This window comes from Spiroplasma endosymbiont of Sarcophaga carnaria, assembly GCF_964019595.1.
Taxonomy (GTDB): domain Bacteria; phylum Bacillota_I; class Bacilli_A; order Mycoplasmatales; family Mycoplasmataceae; genus Spiroplasma; species Spiroplasma poulsonii.
Genome location: NZ_OZ026456.1, coordinates 587,962 through 613,581, shown reverse-complemented (window position 1 = coordinate 613,581; position 25,620 = coordinate 587,962). Strand labels below are relative to the sequence as shown.

Annotated in this window: 23 protein-coding genes, 6 tRNA genes, 1 pseudogene and 1 riboswitch; of the genes and pseudogenes, 24 read left to right on the top strand and 6 right to left on the bottom strand. The window is 29.3% G+C overall.

The annotated features are described in order from the left end of the window. Positions 1 to 34: 34 nt before the first annotated feature. Positions 35 to 361, bottom strand: coding sequence for a rhodanese-like domain-containing protein (locus tag AACK91_RS03785; RefSeq protein ID WP_338964272.1), 327 nt, complete (start codon positions 359 to 361; stop codon positions 35 to 37). A gap of 109 nt (positions 362 to 470) precedes the next feature. Here AACK91_RS03785 and AACK91_RS03780 point away from each other — a divergent pair, with 109 nt between their 5' ends. Next, the gene (locus AACK91_RS03780) at positions 471 to 2,579 is read left to right on the top strand and encodes a polyribonucleotide nucleotidyltransferase (protein ID WP_338964269.1); all 2,109 of its coding nucleotides are present in this window, start codon (positions 471 to 473) and stop codon (positions 2,577 to 2,579) included. 302 nt (positions 2,580 to 2,881) lie between these two features. Here AACK91_RS03780 and AACK91_RS03775 read toward each other — a convergent pair whose 3' ends face one another. Beyond that, the gene (locus AACK91_RS03775) at positions 2,882 to 3,667 is read right to left on the bottom strand and encodes an IS1/IS1595 family N-terminal zinc-binding domain-containing protein (RefSeq protein ID WP_338964267.1); all 786 of its coding nucleotides are present in this window, start codon (positions 3,665 to 3,667) and stop codon (positions 2,882 to 2,884) included. Between the two features lie 144 nt (positions 3,668 to 3,811). Here AACK91_RS03775 and plsX point away from each other — a divergent pair, with 144 nt between their 5' ends. The 6 genes from plsX to AACK91_RS03740 all read left to right on the top strand — a co-directional run bounded on the left by plsX (position 3,812) and on the right by AACK91_RS03740 (position 11,717). After that, positions 3,812 to 4,816, top strand: a complete 1,005-nt coding sequence (plsX, locus tag AACK91_RS03770) for a phosphate acyltransferase PlsX (RefSeq protein WP_338964265.1) — start codon at positions 3,812 to 3,814, stop codon at positions 4,814 to 4,816. 7 nt (positions 4,817 to 4,823) lie between these two features. Beyond that, positions 4,824 to 5,570, top strand: a complete 747-nt coding sequence (gene rnc, locus AACK91_RS03765; RefSeq protein ID WP_338964263.1) for a ribonuclease III — start codon at positions 4,824 to 4,826, stop codon at positions 5,568 to 5,570. 161 nt (positions 5,571 to 5,731) lie between these two features. Next, positions 5,732 to 6,271, top strand: coding sequence for a hypothetical protein (locus tag AACK91_RS03760; RefSeq protein WP_338964260.1), 540 nt, complete (start codon positions 5,732 to 5,734; stop codon positions 6,269 to 6,271). A gap of 57 nt (positions 6,272 to 6,328) precedes the next feature. Beyond that, positions 6,329 to 8,971, top strand: a complete 2,643-nt coding sequence (locus AACK91_RS03755) for an ABC transporter permease (protein WP_338964258.1) — start codon at positions 6,329 to 6,331, stop codon at positions 8,969 to 8,971. A gap of 23 nt (positions 8,972 to 8,994) precedes the next feature. Continuing rightward, the gene (locus AACK91_RS03745) at positions 8,995 to 11,205 is read left to right on the top strand and encodes a fructose-specific PTS transporter subunit EIIC (RefSeq protein ID WP_422397276.1); all 2,211 of its coding nucleotides are present in this window, start codon (positions 8,995 to 8,997) and stop codon (positions 11,203 to 11,205) included. A gap of 11 nt (positions 11,206 to 11,216) precedes the next feature. Further along, positions 11,217 to 11,717 (top strand): hypothetical protein, encoded by a 501-nt coding sequence (locus tag AACK91_RS03740; RefSeq protein WP_338964256.1) that lies wholly within the window; start codon positions 11,217 to 11,219, stop codon positions 11,715 to 11,717. Positions 11,718 to 11,811: 94 nt separating this feature from the next. On the opposite strand, the gene AACK91_RS03735 is transcribed toward AACK91_RS03740, so the two are convergent. Next, positions 11,812 to 12,774 (bottom strand): IS1/IS1595 family N-terminal zinc-binding domain-containing protein, encoded by a 963-nt coding sequence (locus AACK91_RS03735; RefSeq protein ID WP_338963247.1) that lies wholly within the window; start codon positions 12,772 to 12,774, stop codon positions 11,812 to 11,814. 52 nt (positions 12,775 to 12,826) lie between these two features. Here AACK91_RS03735 and AACK91_RS03730 point away from each other — a divergent pair, with 52 nt between their 5' ends. From AACK91_RS03730 to AACK91_RS03695, 8 genes and pseudogenes are all read left to right on the top strand, one after another. Next, entirely contained in the window at positions 12,827 to 13,549 is a 723-nt protein-coding gene (locus AACK91_RS03730; protein WP_338966569.1) for an aminotransferase class I/II-fold pyridoxal phosphate-dependent enzyme, read from the top strand. Positions 13,550 to 13,565: 16 nt separating this feature from the next. Continuing rightward, positions 13,566 to 13,952, top strand: coding sequence for a RidA family protein (locus tag AACK91_RS03725; RefSeq protein ID WP_338964254.1), 387 nt, complete (start codon positions 13,566 to 13,568; stop codon positions 13,950 to 13,952). A gap of 161 nt (positions 13,953 to 14,113) precedes the next feature. Next, complete coding sequence (locus tag AACK91_RS03720) at positions 14,114 to 14,296, top strand: hypothetical protein (protein ID WP_040092722.1); 183 nt, start codon at positions 14,114 to 14,116, stop codon at positions 14,294 to 14,296. A gap of 35 nt (positions 14,297 to 14,331) precedes the next feature. Next, positions 14,332 to 14,709 carry a hypothetical protein gene (locus AACK91_RS03715; RefSeq protein WP_338964252.1) on the top strand — a complete coding sequence of 126 codons (378 nt, stop codon included), beginning with the start codon at positions 14,332 to 14,334 and terminating at the stop codon, positions 14,707 to 14,709. A 6-nt stretch (positions 14,710 to 14,715) separates the two neighbouring features. Then, positions 14,716 to 14,883 carry a hypothetical protein gene (locus AACK91_RS03710; protein WP_338964250.1) on the top strand — a complete coding sequence of 56 codons (168 nt, stop codon included), beginning with the start codon at positions 14,716 to 14,718 and terminating at the stop codon, positions 14,881 to 14,883. 172 nt (positions 14,884 to 15,055) lie between these two features. Continuing rightward, positions 15,056 to 15,156: riboswitch (purine riboswitch) on the top strand. 75 nt (positions 15,157 to 15,231) lie between these two features. Continuing rightward, positions 15,232 to 16,662: pseudogene (locus tag AACK91_RS03705) on the top strand (NCS2 family permease). 131 nt (positions 16,663 to 16,793) lie between these two features. Further along, positions 16,794 to 17,090 carry a hypothetical protein gene (locus tag AACK91_RS03700; protein ID WP_338964248.1) on the top strand — a complete coding sequence of 99 codons (297 nt, stop codon included), beginning with the start codon at positions 16,794 to 16,796 and terminating at the stop codon, positions 17,088 to 17,090. Continuing rightward, positions 17,091 to 17,633, top strand: coding sequence for a hypothetical protein (locus AACK91_RS03695; RefSeq protein WP_338966568.1), 543 nt, complete (start codon positions 17,091 to 17,093; stop codon positions 17,631 to 17,633). 14 nt (positions 17,634 to 17,647) lie between these two features. On the opposite strand, the gene pnuC is transcribed toward AACK91_RS03695, so the two are convergent. Next, positions 17,648 to 18,562 (bottom strand): nicotinamide riboside transporter PnuC, encoded by a 915-nt coding sequence (pnuC, locus tag AACK91_RS03690; protein ID WP_338964246.1) that lies wholly within the window; start codon positions 18,560 to 18,562, stop codon positions 17,648 to 17,650. Between the two features lie 1,294 nt (positions 18,563 to 19,856). On the opposite strand from pnuC, the gene AACK91_RS03685 reads away from it, so the two are divergent. The 8 genes from AACK91_RS03685 (at position 19,857) to trxA (ending at position 21,737) form a co-directional block, all read left to right on the top strand. Continuing rightward, a tRNA-Asn gene (locus AACK91_RS03685) sits at positions 19,857 to 19,932 on the top strand. A gap of 34 nt (positions 19,933 to 19,966) precedes the next feature. Then, positions 19,967 to 20,042: transfer RNA gene (locus AACK91_RS03680), tRNA-Glu, on the top strand. Between the two features lie 4 nt (positions 20,043 to 20,046). Further along, positions 20,047 to 20,122 (top strand) — tRNA-Val (locus AACK91_RS03675). A 15-nt stretch (positions 20,123 to 20,137) separates the two neighbouring features. After that, positions 20,138 to 20,213, top strand: a tRNA-Thr gene (locus AACK91_RS03670). Between the two features lie 8 nt (positions 20,214 to 20,221). Further along, positions 20,222 to 20,297: transfer RNA gene (locus AACK91_RS03665), tRNA-Lys, on the top strand. Positions 20,298 to 20,315: 18 nt separating this feature from the next. After that, positions 20,316 to 20,400: transfer RNA gene (locus AACK91_RS03660), tRNA-Leu, on the top strand. A 160-nt stretch (positions 20,401 to 20,560) separates the two neighbouring features. Next, positions 20,561 to 21,370: a Cof-type HAD-IIB family hydrolase gene (locus tag AACK91_RS03655; RefSeq protein ID WP_338964244.1), complete on the top strand. Its 810-nt coding sequence runs from the start codon at positions 20,561 to 20,563 to the stop codon at positions 21,368 to 21,370. A gap of 55 nt (positions 21,371 to 21,425) precedes the next feature. Next, entirely contained in the window at positions 21,426 to 21,737 is a 312-nt protein-coding gene (trxA, locus tag AACK91_RS03650) for a thioredoxin (RefSeq protein ID WP_040092726.1), read from the top strand. Positions 21,738 to 21,950: 213 nt separating this feature from the next. On the opposite strand, the gene AACK91_RS03645 is transcribed toward trxA, so the two are convergent. Then, complete coding sequence (locus AACK91_RS03645) at positions 21,951 to 22,367, bottom strand: hypothetical protein (RefSeq protein ID WP_338964239.1); 417 nt, start codon at positions 22,365 to 22,367, stop codon at positions 21,951 to 21,953. A 46-nt stretch (positions 22,368 to 22,413) separates the two neighbouring features. Then, positions 22,414 to 23,052: a nitroreductase family protein gene (locus AACK91_RS03640; RefSeq protein ID WP_338964237.1), complete on the bottom strand. Its 639-nt coding sequence runs from the start codon at positions 23,050 to 23,052 to the stop codon at positions 22,414 to 22,416. 140 nt (positions 23,053 to 23,192) lie between these two features. Between AACK91_RS03640 and leuS the strand changes: the two genes are divergently transcribed. Then, entirely contained in the window at positions 23,193 to 25,610 is a 2,418-nt protein-coding gene (leuS, locus tag AACK91_RS03635; protein WP_338964235.1) for a leucine--tRNA ligase, read from the top strand. Positions 25,611 to 25,620: the final 10 nt, after the last annotated feature.

Below are 25,620 nucleotides of genomic sequence, written 5' to 3'. Positions count from 1 at the left end.
ATAAAAAGGATTTAAAATTAATTTTAAATCCTTTTTATTTATTATTTTTTTTGTTTTTTCAGCGATAATAACCATAAATGCCAGTTGTTAAAACATAAACATTAAAGTAGCCAAGTTGGCGTAATTCTAATGCGGCTTCACCACTGCGGTTACCACCGTTACACAGGGTAATAATTAGTTGTTCTTTATCTGGCAAATAATGATTTGGGTTTTGCAACAAGTCAAAGATATAAACATTTGTTGAATTTGGCATTTGAGATAACGTTTTAAATTCAACATTAGTTCGAACATCCAACAAGTAGGCGTTATCTTTTATTGTTTCAAAGGTTTGATTATCAATATAAACTGATTGCTGTTTCATATTAGGTTCCTCAACTTTTTTGCTATATTTATATCATATCTTAAATATCAAAATAATGTGTGATAAAATTAAAAAGGTTTAAAATAACAGAGAGGAATTAAGGGTTTTGATGGCAAAACAAGTATTTAAAAAGATAATTAATAATCGACAATTGATCGTTGAACATGGACAATTAGCAAAACAGGCCAGTGGGGCTGTTTTAATCCGTTATGGTGAAACAGTGGTCTTAGTAACAGCAACAGTTAGTAATAAGGTTAGTGAAACTGATTTTTTTCCATTAACAGTTATTTTTCAAGAAAAGTTATATTCGGTTGGAAAAATTCCGGGTGGTTTTTTAAAACGGGAAGGAAAACCATCAGAATATGGAACCTTATCAGCACGGGTGATTGATCGTGCGTTACGACCATTATTTTCAGAAAATTTTCGTAATGAAGTTCAAATTATCATTAATGTTTTAGCTGTTGATAATGATAGTGATGTTCGGATTGCTAGTTTATTTGGCGCATCATTAGCCCTTGGTATTTCAAAAATCCCGTTTGCTGGTCCTGTGGCGGGAGCATTATTAACCGTTGATCAAAAACAAAACATTATTGTTAATCCAACTTTAGAGCAGTTAAATACGGGTCAAATGGAATTAATTGTGACCGGAACAACTGATGCAATTAATATGGTTGAAGCTGGTGCGAAAGAAGTTTCGGAAGCAACAATGTTAGAAGCAATTTTAAGGGGTCATAAAGTAATTGTCGAATTGGTTGCTTTTCAAAATGAAATTATTGCTAAAGTTGGTCAACCAAAAATGGATGTTACATTATTTACTGTTCGTTCCGAAATTATTGCGTATGTTAATGAACATTATGCGACAAAGTTAATTGCGGCAGCACAAATTAAAGAAAAGGTTTTACGTTATGAAGCAATTCAAGGTTTAACTGAACAAGCGTTAGAACATTATCCGATTGCAAACGATATAACTGAAAAAGACCGTCAACGAATTATTTTGGAACTAAAAACAGCATTATATGATGTTGTTCGGCAAGAAGTTCGTCGTCAAATTTTAATTGATAAAACACGATTAGATAATCGTCGCCTTGATGAAATTCGTCCTTTAACTAGTGAAATTGATATTTTACCAGTTGTTCACGGGAGTGCTTTGTTCACACGAGGTGAAACACAAGTCTTGTCTGTTGTGACATTAGGAGCTTTAGGGGAAAATCAAATTATTGATGGTATTACTGATGAAGATGGGAAACGCTTTATGCACCATTATAATTTTCCGCCTTTTTCTGTTGGTGAAACAGGACGGATGGGACCACCATCCCGTCGTGAAATTGGCCACGGGGCTTTAGGGGAAAAAGCATTGTTACAGATTATTCCGAGTGAAAAGGTGTTTCCATATACAATTCGCATTGTTTCAGAAGTATTAGAATCAAATGGTAGTACCTCACAAGCTTCAATTTGTGCTGCAACTTTAGCTTTAATGGCCGCTGGTGTTCCAATTACAGCACCCGTGGTCGGAATTGCAATGGGATTAGTAAAAGAAGATGATAACTATACCATTTTAACTGATATTCAAGGAATGGAAGACCATCTTGGCGATATGGATTTTAAAGTGGCAGGGACAGCACAAGGGATTTGTGCGTTGCAAATGGACATTAAAATTGCTGGTATTAATGAAACAATTTTACAAGAAGCATTGTTAGCGGCTAAAAAAGCTCGTTTGCAAATTCTTGATAATGTTTTAGCAACGATTGCAGCACCACGAACACAATTAGCGCCAACAGCGCCGAAAATGAAAACATTTATGATTCCAGTTGATAAAATTCGCGAAGTGATTGGTCCTGGTGGTAAGATGATTACAGCCATTATTGAGAAAGCTGATGATGTTAAAATTGATATTGAAGATGATGGTCAAGTAACAATTTATCATAAGGATTATCCGGCAATTGAAAAAGCTTATGAATTAATTAAAGCAATTGCAATGTCCGTTGAAATTGGTGCTGAAATGACAGGACCAATTGTTAAAATTGAAAAGTTTGGGGCTTTTGTTAATTTAAAAGAAAATGTTGATGGTTTAATTCATATTTCAAAATTAGCGGAAAAACGAGTTGAAAAAACCGAAGATATTGTGCAATTAAATGATCTTGTTAAAGTTAAGGTCTTAGAAGTTGATGGTAAAGGAAGGATTAAGTTACAGTTACTTGAAGTTTTACCAAAAAAATAATTATTAATTTCCATAATCTTTTCGCTTTAATTTTGTCGAAAACTCTTGATGAAATAAAAAAAATCATCAATATGACAATTTGAAAACTAATTTTGTGTAAGATTATGATTTTGCTTTAAATTTTTTAAACGTTAAAATATAATACCGTTGATTGTTGGTTTGGTGTTAAACCTTTGTGTTGGTATTTTCATTTTCAGAGCTTTAAATAATTTTGAATATTAGTGAAACCCAAACCATGATAATGAATTAAGGCTTCTTTAAGACTGGATTGTAATTTACTAATCTTATTTAACTTTTGATAACTAGGTATCAGGGTTTGTACTAGTTTTGGTGGAATATAGAGTAGAATTTGTTTGTTTTGCTACTAATAAATATAGTGGTTGCATATCAGAAATAATTATTGATTTTTCTTTAATTAGTTGCTTATTCATATTTTCAATAATCCATTGTTTTTGTAATCTTTTGGTATTGGTGGATTGAACAAAAATATTATTATTGCTATCAACTGCCATTTGAATACAGCATTTGGTATCAGTTGAAAATGGATCGAGATGAGTTTTTCGTTTATCAAATTTATCTTTAAAATTGCCTTTATGAATTTCTTTAATAAATGTTTCATCCATTTGGATTTGACCATTTAATTTTTTAAATTTTAACTGTGTATTTTCTAATTGTTTTGATTGCATTAATTTTTGTCGATTATATCAAGCGGTTTTTGGGGTTGTTTTAATAAAACGAGAAATTATTTTACTAGATTGTCCTAACAATGAAATTTGAATTAATAAATTTCACTGTTCATAATTTAAATGACTTCAATAAGTAAAATGATGACGAAATGCATCAAAACTAGCACGACATTTTTTACATAAATATTTTTGTTTTCCTTCGGAATTATGACCATTTTTAACACAATGAAAAGATTTGCAATTAGGACATATAATGCCTTTATCTCTAAATTTTTGATCAATTTCATTTAAACGTTTTTGTTTTTTAATTAAGTCTGCTTGTTGTTTTATTTTTTCATAAAATTCTAAAAATTGATCATCTGTTAAGCTATTTATTAATTCTGTAATTATTTTTTTCATCATTTATTTACCTCTATATATTAAAAATATACCTAATTTTAGGTATATTTTATAAATATCAAGAGTTTTCGACAAAATTAAAGTCTTTTCGTGAAAAAAACTAGTTAATTATTTGTTATAATTAAAAATAAGTTAGGAGATTTAATTATGAGTAAAATTGCGATTGACATGATGGGAACCAATTTAGGAATTAATCCAATTATTGGGGCTTTGAAAGTTTTTATGAAAAAATATCAAGATGTTACGTTTATTTTAGTCGGTAATGAAAGCGAAATTAAAACCGCGGTAACTAAAGTAAAATTAGATGCAACAAGGTATGAAATTTTTGCAACAACAGAAGTTATTTTAATGACAGAAGGCTTAATGGAAGTTCGTCGTAAACCAAATAGTTCAATGGTTCGTGCTGCTGAATTATTACATGACCAAAAAGCTGATGCCTTTCTTTCGGGTGGCTCAACGGCAGCTTTTTTAGCAGCATGTCATTTTATTGTTGGTGAAATTCCTGGAATTTCTCGCCCAGCTTTTATGCCTTTTATTCCAACGATTAAAAAAGGAAAATCAGTTTTAATGTTAGATGTTGGGGCTAACTTAGAAAATGAGCCCCAAGATCTTGTTAATTTTGCAATTATGGCTAGTGTTTATGCACAAGCAATTATGCATAATACAACTCCAACAGTTGCTATTTTGAATATTGGTGAAGAAGCATCAAAAGGAAAAGACTATCATAAGGAAGCTTATAAATTGTTGGCTGCCAATAATAAAGTTAATTTTAAAGGAAACATTGAACCACGGGATATTACAAGTAATCTTGTTGATATAATCGTAACAGATGGTTTTACCGGGAATATTGCTTTAAAAACGTTAGAGGGAATGGCAAAAAACTTAATGGCAGTTATTAAATATGAATTAACTAAAAATCTTTATCGTAAATTAAAAGCATTATCCCTTCGCAAAGCGTTCCGGGGTGTTCGTGAAACATTTGATTATCGGAATAATGCTTCAGCTTTAGTACTAGGGTTAAAGGCAATTGCTATTAAAACGCATGGTAGCAGTGATGAGAAATCATGGATTAGTACATTAGAAATGGCTCGCACTGCAATTGTTAATGATTTTGTTCAAAAAATAACGACAAAATTATTAAAGGAGGATTAATTTTACGATGAAGTTTATAAATAAACAACCCGACCAATTATTTGCAGAATTAAAAGGGTTCTTTAGACAATATAATATTCTGATTAAAACAAAAAAATATTATTTAGAGGCTTTAACCCATAATTCTTATGCTAATGAAAATAATTTGAATTATACTTATCAACGAATGGAATTCTTAGGTGATGCTATTTTAGCAAAAGAAATTTCATTATATTTATTTTTAACTTTTCCTGACAAAAATGAGGGAGAAATTACTAATTTACGAAGTAAAGTAGTTCGTGAAGGGACATTGGCAGAATTAGTTCGGCAAATGAATTGAGCTCCCTTTTTGTTGTTAGGAAAAGGTGAAATTAAAACAAAAGGGTATGAAAAAAATCGCATTTTAGCGGATATTTATGAATCAATGTTAGCAGCATTATATCTTGATTTAGGAGAAGAAACAGTTCGTACTTTTATTGATCAAACTTTAATTAAAATGGTTTCAAGTCCGGGTTTTTTTGACCAAATCCGTGATTATAAAACCGAATTACAAGAATTTTTACAGGCTGGTGATGTGCGAACGCTGGAATATAAGTTAGTAAAAGAATCACCACCATTAGAAGGCAACCGCGTCTTATATACTGTGATGGCAGAAATTGATGGCATTCGTTATGGTGAGGGTTATGGTTATACTCATAAAGAAGCAGAACAATTAGCGGCACGAGACGCTTTACAAAAATTAGCAAAAAATCCAAAATATAATTTTGAAAAATAACCAATAATGTATTATGATTAAATTAAATTATACGGAGATGAAAACTAATGATAAGACATTTATTCAAAAATTTTTGATTAAATTTTACCAAGAATAGTTTTCAGGTTTTGGGATTGTTTTTAATGTTGGGTGTCGTCATTACTCTTTTTGGAGGAATGATTATGTCAAATGATTTAAGTACTAGTCAATTAGCTGTGATTGGAAAAAACTTATATAATACCAATATTTCTTTTCGCTTTAGTGAGCAATTAAAAATTGCTTCAAATAATAAAAATTTATCATATGGATTAAATAACATTAACTATATTAATTCTAACCAAACAATTGATGCTACAAAAGTAGAAAGTTCTTATTTTTTATTGCGAAAGGGAACGAATGATAGTTATCAAATTTTTTTAGATTCAACAAAGGATCCAACATATAACGGAAAATGACTTGATTTAAATAGTTCAAATCCTTATTTTGTTGAGCAACTAAAAGCAACGGGGAATGTTGTTTTAAATTTTACAAGCAATATTTTACCTAGTAGTGATTATTTTTTAAGTCAAGCAGATTATGTTGAACTACTGGGATATTTAAAAAACCCTAATGGTTTGATTCCGTTTGTTAGTTCACCAGATAATCCGCGTTTAGCAACTGATACGAATGTTTTTACTGATGCTTATCAAAGTTTTGTTCAAAACCAACCACGCATTTATTAGTTAGAATTACGTTTATTAAATTCTGTCATTATTGGTTCGGTTGCTGATCGAGCAATTATGAATGAAACAATGCAGGTTTATGACATTTTTAAAGCTGAAAATTTTTACATACAAAGTGATCGCCCGTATTATTGAACAACACCAATTATGGTTAAGGGGGATTATCAAACTTTTTTAGATTATAATGCAACAAGTGATTATCCACCAATTATTATTAATAATTCTTATGCTTCGCATAATAAAATTAAAATTGGTGATTCTTTTACCATTTATGGATTTAAATATCGTGTTGTTGGATTCGGAACTAATGCTTATGTTAATAGTGCTTCGAATGAATCATCATTTATTTATAATCCGTATTTATGAATTAGTGGTGATGAATATGATCGTTTGCAGCAAAATATGGCAGCAGCAGCCCGAATTATGAGTAATGGGGTAACAATTAATGCGGCATTGGCGAAGGACCAATGAAACAATGATTTTTTAGCAGAAAAAAATAGTTGAAGTGATATGGCAAATGTTTATGATAATGCTAATTTTTCATATTCAAACGGGGCGTATAGCCCGTTAAATCATATGAAAGAATTGATTTCAAATAAAGAAGAAATTATTTGGTCAATTTTAGTGGCGATTTCATTACTATTAGTAATTTCATCATTTATTATGATCAGTATGATTGTCAATAAATTGTTATTTGTTAACCGTGGTATTATTGGAAATTTAAAAGCCCAGGGTTATGGCACAGGAACAATTGCTTTTTTACTATTATCTTGTTTTCTACTATTAATTTTTGTAATTGCTTCGTTATCACTAATAACGAGTTGAATCTTTGCGTTTATCCTAAATATTACACATCAAGGATTTTTAGAATTTACAACTTATATTTCAATTCCACCGTGATGATTAATTATTGGAACGTATTTATTGCCAAGTTTAGTTGTTTGTGCCTATGCGTTCTTATTTATCATTATTGAAGTGTCACGACCAACCTTAGTTTTGTTAAAACCAAAAGTGGTAAAAACGCACATTCCAAAAATTGGTTTTTTACATTTAAATTTTAAATATAAGATTAGTCTTAAGTTTGCCTTAGATGCAAAATGGAAATTATTATTAACAATTGTTGTAACAACTTTAACGGGAGCAATGTTGTTTACTGGTTTAACAACCATTATTAATTTTAGTCAGATCAATCTTAATTTAAAAGAAAATACAAATTGGAAATATTTTTACCGTTATTATACAAACTATAATGATCCCACTGGTCAAACCCCACCATATGATTACTTGGTATATGAAAGTCCAGATGCAGTTAAAGATCCTAATGTTTCGGGGTATCTTTTATTAAATCCCCAACAAAGAATTTTTACGGAAGAAATGGTTTTGAAAAAATATACTAGTGTTGGAACAGCACCACCAGTTTGTGTACCATTTGTTGGTGATAGTACTGTTATTCCTTCGTTAAAACATTTATGGTTTAAAGCTAATTCTTATGAATGATACTTACAAAATTGTAAAGATACCAAATATTATGATCAAATTACAAAGTTTATCCAAGGGTCTGTTTACGAGTATTTTATTAATGAATTAAGTCATGAAGATGGAATTATTACAATAGGGTATCAACCAATTATTTATGGACCATATCAATCAGAAATTTTTGCTGATACACAAAGTCTTTATGCGCAAGAAGCAATTAATTATAATAATTTAGAACATTTTTTAACAAGTTATCAAACGGCAAATGATGAGTCAACAATTAATTTATCAATCCCAACTTTTTATCGTAATTTTATTAGTAGTAAAAAGTTAAAATCTTTAACAGGAAATGCAATTGAGTTTTATGATTATAAAAATAATACTAATTTATTTTATCCGAACGTTGAAGAAAAAACAGATATTAGTTGATTCTTTAATAAAATAAAAAGTTTTGACCAAAGTGGTGATGCAGATAGTTTATTACGTGCAGCACAAGCAGATCGCTTTAGTTCAAAAGTTAATTATGCTATTTTGCAAGTTAATGAAATGAAAAAGTTAATTCAAAGTAAAAACTGGTTTTATAGTAAGGATCCAAAGTGAGATCCAACCAATTATCGTGTTCAATTATATCCAATTATTATTAACAAAGCGTATCGGTTTTTACAAGGTGTTAATATTGGTGATATTTTAGTAAGCAATTTTAATGATAAAAATGTTACTTTTTATGTTGTTGCTGATCAGTTTGATAATGGAATGAAAAATATGTTTTTAATTAATCGTTATAATAATCAACGTTTAACACCAAAACGATTAGCAACATTATATTCATCTTTACTTCAAAATGAAACATATCATTATATTGGGGTTTATGAAAAAAATAACAACTATAATGTTTTACCCAATCCTTCTCAATATCAACCTTCGCCAATATATAATCGAACGCAAAACTTAAAAATATTGTTACAGCAAACGATTAATTTACAAATTATTTTATTCTTAATTTATTTATTAATACTTGTTGCATCTAATTTTACTTTAGTTACCGCGGTTTGAATTTCGCTTTCATTACCGACTAAAATAAACGTAACATCTTGATATTTTTTCATAAAAACTTTCAAAGCCCCAATAATTGGATTAATTCCTAAATTGGTTCCCATTATGTCAATCGCAATTTTACTCATAATTAAATCTCCTAACTTATTTTTAATTATAACAAATAATTAACTAGTTTTTTTCACGAAAAGATTATGGAAATTAATAATTATTTTTTTGGTAAAACTTCAAGTAACTGTAACTTAATCCTTCCTTTACCATCAACTTCTAAGACCTTAACTTTAACAAGATCATTTAATTGCACAATATCTTCGGTTTTTTCAACTCGTTTTTCCGCTAATTTTGAAATATGAATTAAACCATCAACATTTTCTTTTAAATTAACAAAAGCGCTATGAGCCCGGGAACATGAAACATCAACGGGGTTAGAAGATGGTTTTGCAATTCCCCATGCACGAATTAAATATATTAAAAAACCAGCGGTTATTTTTGTCCGTTATCAAACTGGATTATCATGACCAACATTTGATAATAGTGCTGTTCAAGTGGCAATTGCTTTAATTATTCCAACGAATAAAAAAAATGATATTCATTTAGAAGTCTTAAGTAATGTTGCTAAAAAATTATTAAATCCTGATCTGCGGCAAACCTTAAAAACAGAAAACGATAAAACAAAAATTTTGGCATTATTACAAGCAGAAGATGAACCAACAACTGTAACAAAAGAAAATTATAAGGGCTATGTTTTAGTAATTACTGCTTGTCCAGCTGGGGTAGCACATACTTATATGGCGGCGAAAAAAATTGAAGATGAAGCAAAGCGTTTGGGTTATGCAGTTAAAGTTGAAAAACAAGGAGCAAATGGTTTTGAAGATAAATTAACACCAAAAGATATTCAAAACGCCAATGTACTAATTATTGCGGCTGATATTGCTATTGGTGAACAAGAACGGTTTGTTGATATTCCAATTTTAAAAGTAGCGGTTAGTGAACCATTGCATGATGTTGATGGTGTTTTTAAAAAAGCATTTCAAATTATGCGTCAACTTCCAAATCAACAGATTCCAACAACAAAACAAATTAAAACTAAAAAGGAGAAAGGTTGATTTAAATTACATTTTAAAGCGGGAGCTGTTAGTTTAAAAAATGCTGTTTTAACGGGAATTTCTTATGCAGTACCAGTTATTGTGGCTGGAACAGCAATTCAAGCTTTAATTACAATTATTATTCAAATTGCTTGAGCGGATTATATTGTGCAACATGCTAATTGATTAAATACTTTAAGTAATGTTGCTGGAAAAAGTTTAAGTATTTTATTAGCACCAGTACTAGCAGCTTATATTGCTTATGCCACGGCTGATAAACCAGGGTTAACACCAGGGTTTCTTGGTGGTTTAGCATGTGTATATGTTACAAAAACCGCTGCTGATGGCACAGTAATTGTTGATGGCCTTGGGTTTCTTGGTGGTTTAATTACTGGGATGCTAGTTGGATATATGATGAAATTATTTAAAAAATATTTAGTTAGTCAAAAAATGCAAGGAGTTTTAACTTGTTTTGTATATCCTGTGTTAGGGTCATTAATTAGTATGTGTGTAATTTTATTTGTTATTGGGCAACCAATTGCTTTATTAATTAATGTTATTTTTAGTGGGTTAACAACTTTACAAACATCAAATTTAGCAGCCTTGCTAGGAATTATTATTGGAATGATGTGTGTCTTTGATTTGGGCGGGCCATTTAATAAAGTAGCATGAGCTTTCTCATTTGCATCATTTTCACAAGCCTTTACTGGGGGACAATTAACTAACCCAACATTATTGGTACCATATGCTTGTTTTTGAGCAGCAGGAATTGGAACTGGTTGAACTACAGCATTAGTAACATTTATTGGTCGTCGTTTTTCCAATCAATATGAAAAAGAAGCTGGTAAAATGGCATGAATTCTATCATCGTTAGGAATTACTGAAGGTGCAATTCCGTTTGCTTTATCTGACCCATTTCGTGTGATTCCTTCGTTTATGCTAGGTGGTGCTGTTTCGGGGGGGTTATGTGCAGCCTTTAATTTAGGTTCAACAATTACTGGTGGTGGTTTTATTACAATGGCGGGGATCCAATCAACAACGGGTACCGTCTCAATTGGGGTAGCAATCTTATTATGATTAATCTTTGCCATTATTGGTTGCGCAATATCAACAAGTTTATTATTAGGGTTAAAATATATTAAGACAAAACCAATTATTGAGAAAAAAGTTCAAACTTGAACAGTTAATATTTTATCATTAGGAATTGTTCCAGTTGTTAAAAAACAGCATTTAAAAAAATTTAAACAATTATCATCAAGGGAACAAGAACAATATTTAAATCATAAACAGAGAAAAAATAATTCTAAGATCGAAAGGTAAAACTGACCATAATGAAATATAACTTTGATATTATCATTGACCGTAGTCAAAATTTAGAACGAAAATGAGATCACACTTACATTGCAAAAAATTATCATCTAACTGGTGATAATATCATTAATTCATCAATTGCCGATTTAGATTTTACGACACCACTACCAATTATAAATGCTATTTTGGAACGCGCAAAAAAAGGAGTTTATAGTTATAGTTATGTTAGTGATGATCTTTATCAAGCAATTAGTAATTGATATTATCATCAACATCAAGTTAACGTTCCGGTTGATAAAATTAAGTTGGTTCATGGAACTGTTAATGCGTTGCATCAATTAATTCAATTTTTCACAGATGTTAATGATTATGTCTTAGTTCAAACCCCAGTTTATGGGCCATTTGGGCAAGCAATTATTAATAATAAACGGCGCCTGCTTGCAAATCAATTACAATGAGTCGATGATAATTATCAAATTGATTTTGCAATGTTTGAAACAACAATTAAAAAATATCTTTAATTTTGTCGAAAACTCTTGATGAAATAAAAAAAATCATCAATATGACAATTTGAAAACTAATTTTGTGTAAGATTATGATTTTGCTTTAAATTTTTTAAACGTTAAAATATAATACCGTTGATTGTTGGTTTGGTGTTAAACCTTTGTGTTGGTATTTTCATTTTCAGAGCTTTAAATAATTTTGAATATTAGTGAAACCCAAACCATGATAATGAATTAAGGCTTCTTTAAGACTGGATTGTAATTTACTAATCTTATTTAACTTTTGATAACTAGTATCAGGGTTTGTACTAGTTTTGGTGGAATATAGAGTAGAATTTGTTTGTTTTGCCACTAATAAATATAGTGGTTGCATATCAGAAATAATTATTGATTTTTCTTTAATTAGTTGCTTATTCATATTTTCAATAATCCATTGTTTTTGTAATCTTTTGGTATTGGTGGATTGAACAAAAATATTATTATTGCTATCAACCGCCATTTGAATACAGCATTTGGTATCAGTTGAAAATGGATCGAGATGAGTTTTTCGTTTATCAAATTTATCTTTAAAATTGCCTTTATGAATTTCTTTAATAAATGTTTCATCCATTTGGATTTGACCATTTAATTTTTTAAATTTTAACTGTGTATTTTCTAATTGTTTTGATTGCATTAATTTTTGTCGATTATATCAAGCGGTTTTTGGGGTTGTTTTAATAAAACGAGAAATTATTTTACTAGATTGTCCTAACAATGAAATTTGAATTAATAAATTTCACTGTTCATAATTTAAATGACTTCAATAAGTAAAATGATGACGAAATGCATCAAAACTAGCACGACATTTTTTACATAAATATTTTTGTTTTCCTTCGGAATTATGACCATTTTTAACACAATGAAAAGATTTGCAATTAGGACATATAATGCCTTTATCTCTAAATTTTTGATCAATTTCATTTAAACGTTTTTGTTTTTTAATTAAGTCTGCTTGTTGTTTTATTTTTTCATAAAATTCTAAAAATTGATCATCTGTTAAGCTATTTATTAATTCTGTAATTATTTTTTTCATCATTTATTTACCTCTATATATTAAAAATATACCTAATTTTAGGTATATTTTATAAATATCAAGAGTTTTCGACAAAATTAAAGAAAAATATCAACCAAAATTATTTATTTTGTGTAATCCTCATAATCCTGGGGGGCGTGTTTGAACAAGGAACGAATTACAAAAAATAATTGCAATTTGTCAGCAATATCATGTTTTAATAATATCAGATGAAATACACGGTGATTTAGCATTACCAAACGTTAAATTTAATTCGTTACTATCATTTACAATTTTAGATAATTATCTAATTGTTTGTAATTCCCCAAATAAAGCTTTTAATCTTGGCGGTTTAAAATCATCGTACTTAATTACACATAACGAGATGTTAAGAGCCAAAATTGATGAACAATATCAACGTGCTTCAATCACGTCACCCAATGTGTTTACAATTCCAGCTTATCTTGCTGCTTATAATAATTCGGAAGTAATTATGTGAAAGACAGCAATGTTAACCTATGTTGTAAAAAATTATCAGTATGTTAAAGAAAAACTAACCGTAATTCCAGGTTTAAAAATTATGAAATTAGAAGCGTCATATTTGGTTTGAATTAATTATGCAGAAACTAACCTAACTTCACAAGAAGTTAATGAACTACTATGAAAACATAAATTAATTGTTAGTAAAGATAATGATTTTGTTGAAACGCCACCATCATGTTTTAGAATTAATATTGGAACATCGTTTGCGATGGTCGGCAAAATAGTCAACATTTTAATAACAATTTTTACTAAATAAGAAAGGAAAATTTAAGATGAGTAAAAGAATTATCGCAACTACCTTAGCTCCGCAGGCAATTGGTCCGTATTCACAAGCAATTAAAGCTGGTAACTTTCTATATGTTTCAGGACAATTACCATTAGATCCATCAACAATGACTTTTGGTGGAACAACAATTACTGATCAAACAAAATGAGCATTAGAAAATTTAAAAGCAGTTATTCAGTCAGCTGGTTATAGCTTAGCAAATGTTGTAAAAGTTAATATTTTCTTAAAAGATATTAATGACTTTTCGGCAATGAATGAAGTTTATCAAACATATTTTATCGAAGACTTTCCCGCTCGTTCAGCAGTGGCTGTTACAGGTTTACCAAAAGATGCTTTAGTTGAAATTAAAGCAATTGCTTATTTAGATAATTAATTAAGCTTTATCTTAAAAAAAAGAAGAAAATTTCTTTGTTTTTTATTATCTATTTTTATCGAAAAAATAGTATTAAAAATTTAAGATAATTAAATTAAAGTTACTCTCTGATTGCTTATAGAATAAAGTGTTATAATTATTGGCAGTGAGGAATTAAAATTATGAAAAAAGATCAAAGAGATAATCAATTAACAGAAGCAGAAATTCAACAGAAATTACAAGAAATTGAAAATAATTTTAAATGTGTCCCTGAAGTTTTCGATGGTGTTGGATTTTGTGCGAAGTCATTTGATGAAAATGGCAAACTAATTACCCAAGAACCAGACGAAAAATCTAAAAAATAAGGTAAGATTTATATGTAAGGAGAATGTGATTAAAAATGTTTGGATTAGCACAAATAACAGGATTAGTTTATTTTGTCTTCATTGTAATTACAGGTTTGTTTATTTTAGGATGATTAACTTTTGGTTTTGTTCTACTTGGATATAAAAGACGTAAAACAGCTTTAGAACCACGAAAATTATTACGAAAAATGTTAGATGATAATGATTTTCAAGATGTTAATATCGGGGAACGAAAACGTATTATTAAAGCGCGTAATTTTTCTAAAATAAGTAATGCCGTAGTTATTCGACAAAATGATTATAAAGACAAAAGTATTGCTAAAATTTATGATATTATTTTTCATTTTTATTATGTTTATAATAAAAAAACAAAAGAGTCAAAATCTTTTTTTTGATTAAAATTTTTATCATAATTTTTAGTGTTTGATTTATTTTTATTTATTGGAACAACAATTTTAGTTATTTTAACACAATTCTTAAAAGACAGTGATGTTATTAATGGGATGGGAATTGCAATTCAGGTTTTATCAATTATGGGGATTATTTTTTTAATTCTTGGTTGGTTTTGTTGAACAAATTTAGTATAACATTATCGCCAAGATCTAATAACATTAGCAACAGAATATTTATCAGATAAAGATTTAAAAACTTTTAAAATTTATACTAGTTTTAAAGCTTTTTTCCCGTTTTCTGAAAATGTCATTTGTTTATGTTAAAGGGATTGAATTTTAAAATTTAATTTGGTATATTTAAAGAATAAATATATTAAACAACACCACCTGTATATGCTAGTAATATGGTCTAGCGTTTCTACGTTTTGCCAATGTAACAAAGACTCTATAGGTTAATGCTCTTTCTTTTTGCGTTAACTTATGTTTATCAACAAGGTTAATGTTTTTTATTTTTACATAGATTTGAATAGAGAGTTAGATTAAATGTTTAAAAAAAAGATTGAAACTTTTTTTCGTTTTGGTGATTTAAAAACTACTTTTAAAAAAGAAATTATTGGTGGTTTAACAACTTTTTTAGCAATGTTATATATTTTGTCCGTCCAACCGAATATGTTATCTATTGCACCAGATATTAATCATCCGACCTATCCAAGTCAGAATATGGCTTTTGGCGGAATTTTCATTGCTACAGCACCGGCATCTTTCATTGCTACATTAATTATGGGGTTATCAGCAAATATGCCAGTTGGTTTGGCACCAGGAATGGGACTGAATGCTGTTTTTACTTTTAATGTTGCTAATAATGGTTTGGGTTACCAAGGGGCTTTAATTTCTGTCATGTTGTCAGCGGTTATTTTTTGTCTTATTTAAGTAACAAAATTACGAACAATTGTTATTAATGCAATTCCAAATTCATTAAAACTGGCAATTGGGGCTGGAATCGGCTTTTTTATTGCTTATATTGGTTTACATAATATTGGTTTTGTTGGTGATAATGCTGTTACGCCAGGAGGAATTGTTGTTAATGGTGGAATTCCAGTTGCAACATTAGGAAATTTAAAAACTAATTGGCCAATGATTTTAATGGGTTTTGGGGTATTAATTCTAATTTTTGTTTTACACTTTAATAAAGTGCCTGGAGCAATTGCAATTGCAATTTTGGGAGGGCTGGGTGTTTCTTTGATTATTGGGAATGTTATTGACAGTGATTTTATCCGATCAAATTTTGCACATTGAAAGGGTTGAAGTTATAGTGATTTTAATGGCTTTGGTACTAATTTAAAATCAACTTTCACAGCATTTACGAATCCAAAAATTTGAACATCACCAATTATGTATATTTCAATTTTTGTTTTTCTCTTTTTTGATTTTTTTGATACAACAGGAACGTTATATTCTGTTTCAACACAAATTTCAACCGCAACAGGAGAACAATATGATTTAAAACCACGCGCTCTAATTGCTGACTCTGTTGGAACCTTAGTTGGTGGAACATTAGGATGTTCACCGGTGACAAGCTTTGTTGAATCAACAACTGGCGTTTCACAAGGAGCACGAACTGGATTTTCTGCCATTATTACAGGAACAATGTTTTTAGTTGCAATTCCGTTATTTCCAATTTTTAAATTAATTACGCCAGCGATTTCTGGGGCGGCGGTTATCTTTGTTGGAACATTAATGGTTAGTCAAATTAAAGATATTGAATGAGCAAAACCAGAATTCGGAATTGCTGCTTTCTTTACGATTATTACAATGATTGTTACCTTTTCAATTACAAATGGTTTAGCGCTTGGGTTTATTGCACATGCCTTAATTTGTTTAATTACAAAAAAAGCCAAAACTGTGGCAATTACAATTTATATTTTAGACCTCTGTTTTATTGGATATTTTATTGCTTTTGCCTTTGTCCAGTAACGTTGAAAAGATAAATATGCAAGGAAACTCTTTTTGAAAGAGTTTTTTTGTTAAAAATAATGTAAAAGAATAATTGTATTAATAATAAGTTTATTTTAAAATATAAAGAAGAAGGTAAGGAGGCTAGTAATATGCGGTTAGATAATAAAATTTATGATGAAAATTTAACAACAGCCGTTAATTTTTTGAAACAAAAAGTAGTTGATTGAAAAGACTATCAATTTTTAATGGTCCTTGGTTCAGGTTATAATGATCTTGCTGCTTCATTTAAAATTAATCATAGTATTAAATATGTTGATATTCCGTTTTGACCAGGTTGTACAGCACCACATCATTTTGGAAATTTAGTTTTTGCTGAACATAATGGTAAAAAAGTGGTGTTTATGCAAGGGCGACACCATTATTGCGAGGGATATAGCATGAGTTAAATTGCTTTTCCAATTTATACTTTAGCACTGTTAAATGTTAAAACAATGATAGCATCTAATGCGGCTGCTAGTCTAAATGCACAAGCAATTAAAATTGGCGAAATTTGTGCAATAACAGATCATATTAATGCTTTTGGTGACAATCCAATTATTGGATTAAATAATCCACGATTAGGAATTCGCTGACCAATTCCGCAGAATTTATATGATAATAAATTACGACAGTTACTATTAACAGTTGCAGAAAAAAACAATATTAAATTAAAAACAGGAGTATATGTTGGATATCCAGGCGGAATATTTGAAACAGCTAGTGAAGCAAGGATGTATAAACCATATGCGCAAATGATTGGAATGAGTATTGTTCCAGAAGCAATTTCCGCCTTTCATAGTGGGATGAAAGTGGCTGGGTTAGCAACAGCAACAGTTTGTTCAATTGGTGATAATCCTGATTTTGTGGATGATGATTATATTATGAAACAAACCAAAAAAATGGCGGGTGATTTAAAAATTTTATTAATGGAATTATTAGAAATAATTTAAAAAAAGCAGAATTATTATTCTGCTTTTTCTTTGTTTAAATAACCACTTCAAATTAAAAAACCAATAATTGTATTAACAATAAAGAAACTCATTTGAATTAGCATATTAATATTAATTGATATAGGATGATTACCACCAACACTATTTACTTCAGCAAACATTGAAAATTGCAAAATATTAGAAATTAATCATAAAATTCATTGTTCTTTTAATCGTAAAAACATTAGAATTGAAGCAATAATTGCAATACCATTAGTAATACTATCGAAAAGATGCGGAACTGGTTGGTATAAATAAGCATAATCTTGTTTGACAACAGCATAATGAAAGGCGGGAATTTCATAATATCAAGCAATTGTTAAAATAGCACAAGCGCTTAGGGCAATTGGGGTTATAATTCATCATTTTGATGTTCTAATGTTTAAAGAGGGGTTTTGTTCAAAGACCAATGTTTTTTGTCAAATGTATCAACCAATAAACTGAAAGGGTAGATAAAAGAATAAATTTAATTGTGCATCACCGGTATAACCAAAATCAAAAGCAAATAATCCAAAAGTTGTAACATTAATTAAACCTCAAAAAAAGTTACTCATTTTTCCAAAACTAATTAAAAAAACATTTAAAATTCCAGTAAAACTAACTAATCCACTTAAGGAATATAATGTTGCATCAATTCATTTTTGCATATTGCCCAAATAAGGTTTGGGAGTATTTAGGACATTTACAATACTAAAGAAAGAAGGATTATTATAAGGATCAATAAAATGATTAAAATCAAAAAAAGATAATAAGGTAACAATAATGCCAAGACAAATTAAAAGAATCTTAAAACTCTTGGGTATTTCTTTAATATCTTTTCAGATTGTTTTTACACCAAGAAAATTAATTGGTCGGGTAATTATAAATCATTTTTGCTGTTTATTTTTCATTTTAGATAACTATCTTAAACTTTCTTTTTGTTTATCTTCTTAAAGTTATAAATATATCTTAACAAAAAATATTGTTTTTTTGTTATATTTTGATTGGATTTGCTATAATCAAACTAAGAAAAAGTCATGATAAATATTTACTAACACGATAATTTTTAAAAATAATATTAAGTTTGAATTAAAAGGAAGATTAATAATGAAAAAGTTATTAAATATGTTTTAAAAAATGATTATTAGTCAAAATAAGTTTAAAAATAGTTTATGGTCACGTTGTATTACAACAGTATTAATAATTCTGTTTTTTTACTTTGTATTTATTATACTTGAGATATTAATTGACACTGACTTCCCATTAATTTTTCTATATTAACAGGTGTAAGTATTGTCATTAATATTATTGATTGATATTTTCAATTGTATATAATTAAACATCATGAGCAAAAATTCTTATTTAAAATAATGAAAAATCGGAGTTATCCTCAAAATTTTAACGCAAAAAAAAACAAGTAAATATTATAGTTAACCTAAAAAAAGAGCGAATATTTTATTGTACTGTTTTAAATGTTTTTATTATTATTTTTATGCCTTTATTTTTGATGTTATTAAATGATTTATTTTTAATTGGTAAATTATTGTTACTTATGCTTATCTTTGGTTATTTTTTATTATTAAGTTTATATGAAATATATTACAATAATCAACACGTTATTTTAAAAGATAATGATGAGTATCAGATTGAAAATGCAAAAAACGAAATTCTTACAGAATTCAAAAGAAAAAAGAGCATAAAATATTTTATTAAAAAAATTATAGATTTTATTCCGGTTTATTTAGGTTTTTTTGGATTAATTGCCAATATTGTTATATCGTATATAACTTTAAGCTATTTATATGCCCAACCCTTTAGTAAGATAATTATTGCAACAAATAGAAATGGAATCTGAATTTTCTTTACATCATATAATTATATTCATGTTATTTTGCATAATTTCTTTATGCTTCTTTTCTTAATGTGACTTATGTAATTAATGTTATTTTATTTATTAGATTTTAGTACTCTTAATAAAAATAAGAAAAGACTATTAATTCAAATTTTTTGTTTTTTAAATATTTTGGCTATTTTAAGCTTAATTATAAAATTATCTTTAAAAGTATAAATAAATTAAATTGATGCAACAGTTATTGCACAAATTTAATTTTTAAAGAGTTTTATAAAAATTAAAAAAACGGCTAAAAATAGTTGCTTGTTTTTCAATATTTAGTATATAATGAATAAGGCTAAAAAATATGCTATGCCTAGTTAGCTCAGTCGGTAGAGCACTCGGCTGTTAACCGATCGGTCGCAGGTTCGAGTCCTGCACTAGGCGCCATTATTTTTTTTGACAATTTTTACGAATATTTATTGGCCTGTTGGTGAAGCGGTTAACACACATGCCTTTCACGCATGCATTCACGGGTTCAAACCCCGTACAGGTCACCATTTTCCGGTGTTAGCTCAGTTGGGAGAGCGCCTGCCTTACAAGCAGGTGGTCAGCGGTTCAAGTCCGTTACACCGGACCATTTTTTTAATTATAGGCTGGCTTAGCTCAACTGGTAGAGCAACTGACTTGTAATCAGTAGGTTGGGAGTTCAATTCTTCTAGCCAGCACCATTGACTTTCTCCTGTTAGCTCAGTAGGTAGAGCATCTGGCTTTTAACCAGTGGGTCAAAGGTTCAAGTCCTTTACAGGAGACCATTTTTAAAAACCAAATACCCGGGTGTGGCGGAACTGGCAGACGCACCAGACTTAGGATCTGGCGGGGTAACTCGTGGGGGTTCAAGTCCCTTCACCCGGACCATAAAAAGAAACAAATGACACTTTATAAGTGTTTTTTAATTTTGTAAAATTTTTTTTAATTTTGTTATTTTTCTACTATAATTAATAAAACTATAAAATAGTGTCTGATACATACCTTAAATAATTGATCATACAACTTTTGGTTAGAAAGAAGGATACAGATGAAAAAAGCCGTTTTTTCAGATCTAGATGGAACTTTATTAAAGGATAATCATCGTTTTAGTAAATTGACGAAGAAAACCATTAATTCAGTGCAAAAAAAAGGAATTCCGTTTGTGGTAACAACGGGGCGATTAGCAAATGATGCAATTCGTCAAGCCCGTAAACTAAAAGTTCATAAATATCATGGTTATGTTTTGGCCAACAATGGGGCAAGTGCATATTCATTTAAAACAAATAGTTTTTTATGAATGATGATTTTTACAACAGCTGAAATTAATACTCTTTTTAAATTTACTTATCAAAAGTATAAAGTTCATTTTTTTAGTAATAATAGTACTTATGTTTATGAGTATGGTGAAAATTCTTATTATTGATCAAAAATAATGCGAACTAAATATCAGGTTATTACTAAACCAGAAGAGATTATTGAAGACATTACGCATGCCAATGTTATTACACATGAATCATTGAATGATAATGATGCGGCAGGATTAATACAAGAATTACGGAAACTATTACCACAATTAGATATTACACAGTATAATAATCGTGTTTTTGAAATTGCTTGTAAAGGTATTTCAAAAGGGAGTGCATTACAGTTTTTATCACATCATATTGGGATTGATATTAGTCAAACTTATTCGTTTGGTGATTCTTATAATGATCTTGAATTGATTCGTCAAGCTGGAGTTGGAATTGCTGTTGGTAATGCAATTGATGAATTAAAAGCAATGGCCAATGAGGTGACGTTATCAAATCGGGAAGATGGACCAGCAAAATATTTGCAACAGTTTTTATTAAAAAAATAAAACTTTTGTGATATGATAAAAAAAGCAAGAAAGTTCAGTAAAGGAGAGAGTAAAAATGGCTGTAAATGAAATAAAAACTATTGATGACTTTAAAAAAGCAATTGCCGAAAACAAATTAACATTAGTTGATTTTTATGCTGATTGATGTGGACCATGTAAAATGATTGCGCCGGTAATTAGTGAATTGGCAAAAGACCGTGGTGATGTTAATTTTGTTAAAATTAATGTTGACGAATTACAAGATCTTGCTCAAGATTATGGAATTTTATCAATTCCAACATTAATTACATTTCAAAATGGAAGTGAATTAAAACGAAAAACTGGATTTGTAACTCGTAATGAAATTGAACAAGAATTGTTAAGTTAAAATTAGTTGTTAAAAAAATTTAATAACAATCAAAAGAAGAAGGTGAATAGGAAATGGCAATGGCAATGAAAAAACGCCGTCGTTTAATTGCGGAGAAAAAAGCAGCGAAAGCCTTAGCACGAAAAGAAGCTGCAAAAAAACAAAAGAAAAAGATAACTTAGAAGCGAAAGCTTCAAAATAAAAAAAGAAAATAATATTATTTTCTTTTTTTATTTATCTTAAGATAGAAAAAATAACAGCTGTAATTAAAGCATAGCTAAAGTTAATGCCAAGGGTTGTTACAAGGATAAAACCTTTTTTCTTTAAATATCAAAGATAACCATCATATTCTGTTTGTAAATGTGAATATTTGGTTATAATATTAAATCCTAAATCTGCTTGTCACGGAGTTAATTCTTTAGTTTTGCTTAGTTTTCGTAAGGGATTTCGAACGATAATTCAATTACCAATAAACATTGTTAGAATAATAATAATTAAAATTCCAAAGAAAATTTGTGATAAATCACCATTACTTAAGTGTAAGGTATTTTTATATAATACTAACGGAATCGTTGTTGCAATTTGTGCTAATAGAAAAATAACATTACAGCTTAAACTAATAATTAAAAATGTTTTAAGTGATGTTTTCATGGTTATATTATTGCTTTCTGATTAATTGTTATCTGTGTATTAACTTTTAAAAGATAGTAACAAATTCATCTTCTGGAATTCGTAAGCGGGGAAAACTTGTTCCTGCTGTGTTGTCATCATAATATCCAAAAAGCATTCCTAAAGCTAAATGTCATTTTGTTGTGTCAACAATATTGTGTTCTTTAAAAAAGGGAATAGCTTGGGTTGGTGTGACCCCGCCCATAATACTTGACCCAATTTTTAAATCAGCTGCTTGTAATGCCAAAAAACTAGCAACTATATGTGTTTGTTCATCAGAAAACATATCTGGACTTAGGCAAGTTTTTAAATAATTACTCATTCCTTTTACATTATTTGTTAATGCTTCGCCTTCAAAAATTCGTCCCAAACGTTTTGTTAGAAATTCTTCTGAAGTTAAATAATCTCCGTTTGCTCCTAATAATAATGCCAAAACTGGAGCGTCTTTTACTTTTTGTTGGTTTCCTGCCATAAAACAATTTAATGCTGCTTGTTCTTTTAATTTTTGATCTTTAATAATAATAACTTTCACTGGTTCTAATCCATTTGAACTAGGTGCTAAAGTACCGGTGGTTAAGATTGTTTTTAAATCAGCATCGCTAATTGTTTTTGTTTTATCGTAAATTTTGATGGCTTTACGAAATTGTGCTGCTTGTTGTACACTCATTGTTTTTCCTCTACTTTCTTGGTTTCTTAATAGTTCTTATTATACGCGAATAAAATTAAATTAATAGTGCTTAAACCGCTAACAAACTTTACGAACAATGCTATAATAAGAAAAGATAAAATTAAGAAAGGATAATAAAAATGGAATTTTCGCATAAGGCAATTGAGCAAAAATGACAACAATATTGAGAAAAACACCAAACTTTTAAAACAACAAATAATTCTGATAAAAAGGCTTATATTTTAGATATGTTTCCGTATCCTTCGGGGGCAGGTTTACATGTTGGACATCCAAAAGGATACGTTGCAACTGATGTTGTTAGCCGTATGCGAAAATTACAAGGGTATGATGTTTTACATCCAATTGGGTGAGATGCTTTTGGATTACCAGCTGAACAATATGCTTTACAAACAGGAAATGATCCTGCTGAATTTACATTACAAAACATTGCTAATTTTCGGAATCAATTAAAAGCCCTTGGATTTAGTTATGATTATAATAAAGAGGTTAATACTTCTTCACCAGGGTTTTTTAAAACAACACAATTGATTTTTGAATTATTATATCAAAATGGTTTAGCTGAGATGCGTGATGTTGATGTTAATTGGTGTCCTGAACTAGGAACTGTTTTAGCAAATGAAGAAGTTTTAAATATCAATGGCAAAATGGTATCAGAACGAGGACATTATCCAGTTTATAAAAAACCAATGCGGCAATGAGTTTTAAAGATTACGGCTTGTGCTGAAAAATTATTAGAAGGTTTAGATGAAGTTGATTGGCCAGAATCAGTCAAGGATTTACAACGTAATTGAATTGGTAAATCAGTTGGTGCTGAAATTAATTTTGCAGTTCAAGATAGTTCAGAAATTATTGAAGTTTTTACAACTCGAGCAGATACTATTTTTGGTGTTGAATACATAGTTTTAGCACCAGAGCACCCATTAGTCACAAAATTAACAACATCAGAATACAAAACAAAAGTAACAGAATTTTTAGCAACCACAAAAGCAAAAAGTGATTTAGATCGTCAAGACAATAGTAAAGAAAAAACGGGAATGTTTATTGGAAGTTATGCAATTAATCCAGTTAACAAAAAAGTTTTACCAATTTGGATTGCTGATTATGTGTTACCATTTTATGCAACCGGAGCTGTAATGGCTGTTCCTGGTCATGATGAGCGTGATTATTTGTTTGCTTTAAAATATCAATTACCAATTAGTTATGTTATTGAAGGTGAACACCATGGAAAATTACACAATAAGGATGGAAAACACATTAATTCGGAGTTTTTAAATGGTTTAACAACTAACGAGGCAGTCACAAAAGCAATTACTGTTTTATCAGCGGCAGGACATTCCACTGCAAAGGTAACTTATAAACTTCGTGATTGATTATTTTCTCGTCAACGTTATTGAGGAGAACCATTCCCGGTTATTCATTGAGAAGATGGTTCAATTAGTTTAGTTGATGAAAAAGAATTACCATTAGAATTACCAAAAATGACAAACATTAAACCTTCGCAAACTGGAGAATCACCATTAGCTAATGCAAAAGATTGGTTAACAGTTGTTGATAGCACTGGTAAAAAGGGGCGACGAGAAACTAATACAATGCCGCAATGAGCTGGTAGTTGTTGATATTACTTGGGCTATATTTTAATGGAAAACAATGAAATGTTAGATTTACGAAGTTCAGCAGCACAAAAATTATTAAAAAAATGATTACCAGTTGATTTATATGTTGGTGGCCAAGAACATGCTGTCTTGCATTTATTATATTCACGGTTTTGACATAAATTTTTATATGATCAAAAGTTAGTCCCAACTTCAGAACCATTTTATAAGTTAGTGAACCAGGGGATGATTTTAGGTGCTGATGGGACAAAAATGAGTAAATCAAAAGGTAATGTAATTAATCCTGATGATATTATTAAATCGCATGGAGCTGATACTTTACGGTTATATGAAATGTTTATGGGTCCAATTGAAGCATCGTTACTATGAAATCCAAGCGGTTTAGACTCAGCCCGAAAATGATTAGATCGGGTTTATCGTCTTGTTAAAAATAATAACTTTACGCAAGTTAATAATCACCAATTAGATTTTGTTTATCATAATATGGTTAAAAAAGGGACAGAAATGATTGAAAAACTAAGTTTTAATACTGCTGTTTCGCAATTAATGGTTTTTATTAATGCTTGTTATAAAGATGAGACCCCCATTTATCAACCATATTTTGAAGGGTTTACGAAAATGTTAAGTCTTTTTGCACCACATTTAGCAGAAGAAATTTGAGTTAATTTACAACAAACATCAGCAATTGCATTATCAACTTGACCAACTTATGATGAAAAATATTTACAAAAAAATGAAGTTATAATTGCAGTCCAAGTTAATGGTAAATTACGTGCTAAATTAGAAGTTGTGATTGATACTTCCGATGAGGATTTATTAGCTTTAGCAAAAGCAAATCCTAATGTTCAAACTTTTTTAGTTAATCATCACATCGTGAAAGAAATTGTTATTAAAAATAAAATTATTAATTTTGTTGTAAAATAATGTTGAAAAA